This is a genomic window from Actinomycetes bacterium (genome assembly GCA_036510875.1).
Classification (GTDB): Bacteria; Actinomycetota; Actinomycetes; order Prado026; family Prado026; genus DATCDE01.
This window is the reverse complement of the sequence record DATCDE010000257.1, coordinates 1-4,419: the sequence shown is the minus strand read 5'-3', so window position 1 is coordinate 4,419 and position 4,419 is coordinate 1. Positions and strand designations below refer to the sequence as shown.

3 protein-coding genes are annotated in these 4,419 nt (G+C 67.3%); all 3 read right to left on the bottom strand.

The window, feature by feature from the left end; translation table 11 throughout:
- Window positions 1-456: 456 nt before the first annotated feature.
- Window positions 457-1,281, bottom strand: coding sequence for an IS21-like element helper ATPase IstB (gene istB / locus VIM19_14995; GenBank protein ID HEY5186170.1), 825 nt, complete (start codon window positions 1,279-1,281; stop codon window positions 457-459).
- Window positions 1,278-2,822, bottom strand: a complete 1,545-nt coding sequence (istA, locus tag VIM19_14990; protein HEY5186169.1) for an IS21 family transposase — start codon at window positions 2,820-2,822, stop codon at window positions 1,278-1,280. The genes istB and istA overlap by 4 nt, the downstream gene beginning before the upstream one ends.
- A 583-nt stretch (window positions 2,823-3,405) precedes the next feature.
- Entirely contained in the window at window positions 3,406-4,089 is a 684-nt protein-coding gene (locus tag VIM19_14985; protein ID HEY5186168.1) for a hypothetical protein, read from the bottom strand.
- Between the last annotated feature and the right edge of the window lie 330 nt (window positions 4,090-4,419).

Here is a 4,419-nt window from a genome sequence, read left to right as displayed (position 1 = left end):
ACGCTCGGGTCATATCTCGTTGTCGTTGCTGTACTTGCCGTATTTTGCTGCTGTACTGGCAGCGAAGAGGCCCGCACCATTTCTGGCGCGGGCCTCTGGCCTGCGGAAACACGGTCGGGGTGACAGGATTTGAACCTGCGGCCTCTTTTGTCAAGGGCCAGTAGGAACTGCCCGGTGGCGGTCATGAAATCTGCCCGCTGGTGGCCATGGGATCTGCCCAGTGGTGGCCACCAACGGCGTTCGGTCAGGTGTGGGTCATTTCGGTCTCCTTGGTTGTGAGGGGGGTCAGGTCAGGTCGGCTTGGGCCACGGGTTCGTCGCAGTGTGGGCATGAGCCGCCCGGGCCGATTCGGCGGGTGAAGAGGTTGCAATCCGGGCAGCGGCGCTTCGTCCAGGTAGCGGGTTTCGCACTCGGGGCATTCGTAGATGACGCTGGTTCGGGCGTCGGTGCCCGCGCTCATCGGGTGCCGCCCAACGGTGTGACGCCGTCGCCGGCCAACGCCTGGGACAGGCGCACGGACTCGCCGCTGGTCTGACAGACATGGGCGTGATGCAGTAGGCGATCTACCGTGGCTGTGGCCAGGGTCTTGGGCATCAGCTCGTCGAAGGAGGCCGGGTGAAGGTTGGACGAGACCGCGACCGAGCGTTTCTCGTACGCAGCGTCGACCAGGCGGTACAGGCCCTCGGCCGCGTCCTGAGAAACGGGCAACAGGCCTATGTCATCAACGACGACCAGGTCTGCTCGCAGGACTCGGGTGATGGCTTTGGTGACGGTGTCGTCGGCGCGGTGGCGGCGCAGGAGTCCCCCGAGGTCTTCGAGGGTGAACCACGCCACGCGTAGTCCTTGCTCGACGGCGTGTTGTCCGAGGGCCTCGAGCAGGAATGTCTTGCCGGTCCCGGACGGGCCGCACACGACGAGGTTCTCCCGGCGGTGGATCCATTCCAGGGTGCGTAGGGCCTGCTGGGTTGGGGCCGGGATCGAGGACGCCGCCGGTGACCAGGCTTGGAACGTCTTGCCGGTGGGGAACCCGGCGGTCGCTCGGCGGGTCGCCAGGGCGGAGCGTTCCCGCCCCGCGGACTCTTCTTTGAACAGGGCACGGAGGACCTCGACGGGTTCCCAGCGTTGGGCTTTGGCGGTGGCCACGACCTCGGGTGCGAGCCGGCGGATATGGGGTAGCCGCAGCCGGCGCAGTAGTGCTTCGAGGTCGTCGGGCAGCGGTGGCGCGGCCGGGACTCCCAGGGTCGGGACGGGCGCGGTCTTGGCCCGTGGTGTCGCGGTCACAATGCCACCTCCGCCGCGTCGTCGTAGGGCAGTTCAGGAGTCGTGCCCAGCCCCGCCCAACCGCTGGTGCCCTGGGTCAGGGACCCGTCCTCACCGGCGCGGGTCGGGATGCTCGCGCCCGTGGTGGTGCCCGAGTGGTGGTCCAGGATCGAGGCGAGGTCCCCGTGAGCGAACCGGGCGTGGACCGCGGCGTGCCCCAAAGCCCAGTCGACTTCGGCGGCGTTGAACAGCTTGGACAGCGACACCGCCTCGGCCATCTTGGCGCGGACCTTGGTCGTGCCTGCGGCGGCGGCCTCGGTCAGCCACAGCCGGGCGCCGTCGCCGAGCAGCAGGAACGCGGCTTCGGATTCGTTGCGGGCCTTGGGGATTCGCCCCAAAGCCCCAGCCGGTGGCGGTGGGAAGTGGGCGTCGTCCAGGCGTGGGCTACCCGGGGTGGCCCGCTCGTGTCGGGCGACTTCGACCGGGCCGACCGGTCCGACGTGGACGATGATGACCTGCTCGCCGGCGCCGGCGCCATGGACCCGGACCCACACGACCTGGCCGAGCAGGTGGGCTGGGACGGAGTACTGCCCGCCGTCGTAGGCGACCATCGGGGTCTTGGAAGCGACGGTGCGGGTGACCCCGAACGCGACCGTGTGCGGGACAACCGGCACCGGATGCAACCGGGCCTGCTCCTCGGCGAGCATGTCGACCGGGGCGCGGCGGGTGACCCGGTGGACCCGGGCGTTGACCTGCTCGCAGAACGCCTCACACGCTGCTTCCAGCTGCGCGAACGTGTCGTAGGCCTCGAGGAGGTTGGTGTCCTTGGGGACCAGGTCGGCCTTGGCGACCTTGACCGTCGACTCGCTCCCACCCTTGGTCGCCGGATCGCAGGGCTCACAGGTCAAAAAGGTGACCGAGTAATGGCGCCCGAACGCAACCATCGCCGGGTTACGGACCGCGATCCCGGCGACATGCTCGGTGGTCACCGTCTTCTCGTTGTCGGTCAACAGGTACGTCGGCGCCCCACCCAGCCTGCGCAGCGTCACATCCAGGGCCGCCATCACACTCGGGGAGGTCTTGTCCCGGATCGCCAACACCACCCGGAACCGCGACCACGCCAGCCACGCACAGAACAACGTCGTCTTGGTCCCGTCGATGACCGGCCCGTCACCGAAGTCGTACTGCAGCCACATGCCAGGCTCGGTGACCCACGGGCGGTGGACCCGCACCCGACCCAGGCGGTAGTTCTTCTTCACCGCCGCCACCGCCCGCCGCGTCGTGCGCTCCGAGCCGGTGAAGCCCAAAGCGAGCAGCTTGTCGTGGGCGACGTCGGCGCGGACTTTGCCGGCCGAGCGCTCGACCCACTCCTCGACCTTGGGCAGGAACTCGTCAATCAACATCGGCCGGACCACCCCGCCACCGGCGACACCGGACTCGCGGGCGGCGACGTACCGGGCGACGGTGTGATGCGAGACCCCGGCGAGCTCGCCGGCATCACGCAACGACTCGGTCAAATCAAACGCATCCAACATATTCATGATCTCCTCGGCAGACTTCACGGTGTCCCTCCTGGGGGCGGTAGGCGCTTCAGCACCGCAACCGCACCCCAGGAGGGGCCTCAACCGCGGGACGCGGCGAGGCAGACGGAATCGTGTCGGGCAGATCTCATGACCGTCAGCGGGCAGTTTTCATGTCCGCCACCGGGCAGCTTCATGGCCGTCTCCGGGCAGTTTCTCGTGTCCGCTGTCAATACGGCAAGTACAGCAACGACAACGAGATTTGACCTGAGCGTCGGAGGGATCCCTTCAGCCTGGTATGCGCTTCGCACGGGACGAAGAGGCCGCAGGCTTAAGCCTGTCACTTCGACCAGTATTCCCGCAGGCCAGAGGCCCCTGCCCGTTCCGGGGTGGGCCCTCGGTTTGGCCCGTACTGCAACGAAGTACCGCAACGGTGAACAACCTGTCCCGCAATCTCGGACTCATCACCGGCGCATCCGTGAGGGGCACCGTGTTTGCTGTCGGATCGGCGCCCTGAACCAGAGGTCGGTGGCGCCCCCCGCACACGCAGGCCCTGCGGGCTTGACGCTGTCATCACTGCACCGTAGGAGCAGCAACCTGCTGCGGCATCACTCTCCCAGGAGGATCACAGGTCGTCACCGGCAACGGGTGCCGGGGACCGTATCGACACCACCAGGATGTGCACGCTGAGGATCAGGACCCAGATCGGGAACACCAGCTGCGTCAGCTTGGGGGCCGGCGGTGTCAGCACGAGCGCGACAGCGCAGGCGACCCCGATGACAGAGAGCCAGCGGGGCACGAACTGGGTGCGCAGACCGATCATGGTGACCGAGAGGGTGAAGACCGCTGCCATCCGGGCCCCGAACGTGACCAGCAGCGTGCTGGCGAAGAGCAATTCAAGCCGCAACGTGTCGCGCGAGATGTTGGGCGACTCCGAGTAGACGGACAGGGCGCCTGCCATCATCGCAGCCGCCGTGAACAGGATGCCGACCAGCAGCAGACCCGAGCCGAGGAAGACGGTGGCGAAGAACTTGTCCTCGCGGCCGCCAAGGTGGTTGCGGATGACCCCGATGAACCACAGGAAAGCGATGCCCGCGAAAGGGATCAGGTTCATTGCGAAGGCAACCGAGCTGCGGCTGGAGGCGTTGGTAATCCACGTAGCCCCGTGGACCGGGTCCTGCGGGATTGCCGACGACATGATGACGATGATGGTCCCGAGCATCAGCGAGAACAGGATCCCGGCGATCGCTGCGGACTTCGGAGTTCGCAGGTCGCTGGCGATTCCGGTCGGATGGGTCTGGGAGCTCACGTCAGGGTCAGTCGTCGGGATGTTATCGGCCACAGGTCCTCCCCTACCGGACGTTGCTGCCCTGCTGCTCGCCGACCGTGGCGAACAGCAGGGCAGCAATGCATTCGACTTGTTGGTGCCGGATCAGTCGCGACGATCTTCCCTGCGGTCGCGACGGTCGTCGCGACGGTCGTCGCGACGGTTGTGGCCGTGCGCTACGACGGCAGCGCCGCCGAGGACCGCTGCGGTCCTGCGCCTACGTTGACGCCTTTCCCTGGGCATATCAGACTCCTTCCTGGGCGTCGGCCTCGAGCGCGGCCAACACCGCCTGGGTTGGGATGGTTCCCCGGG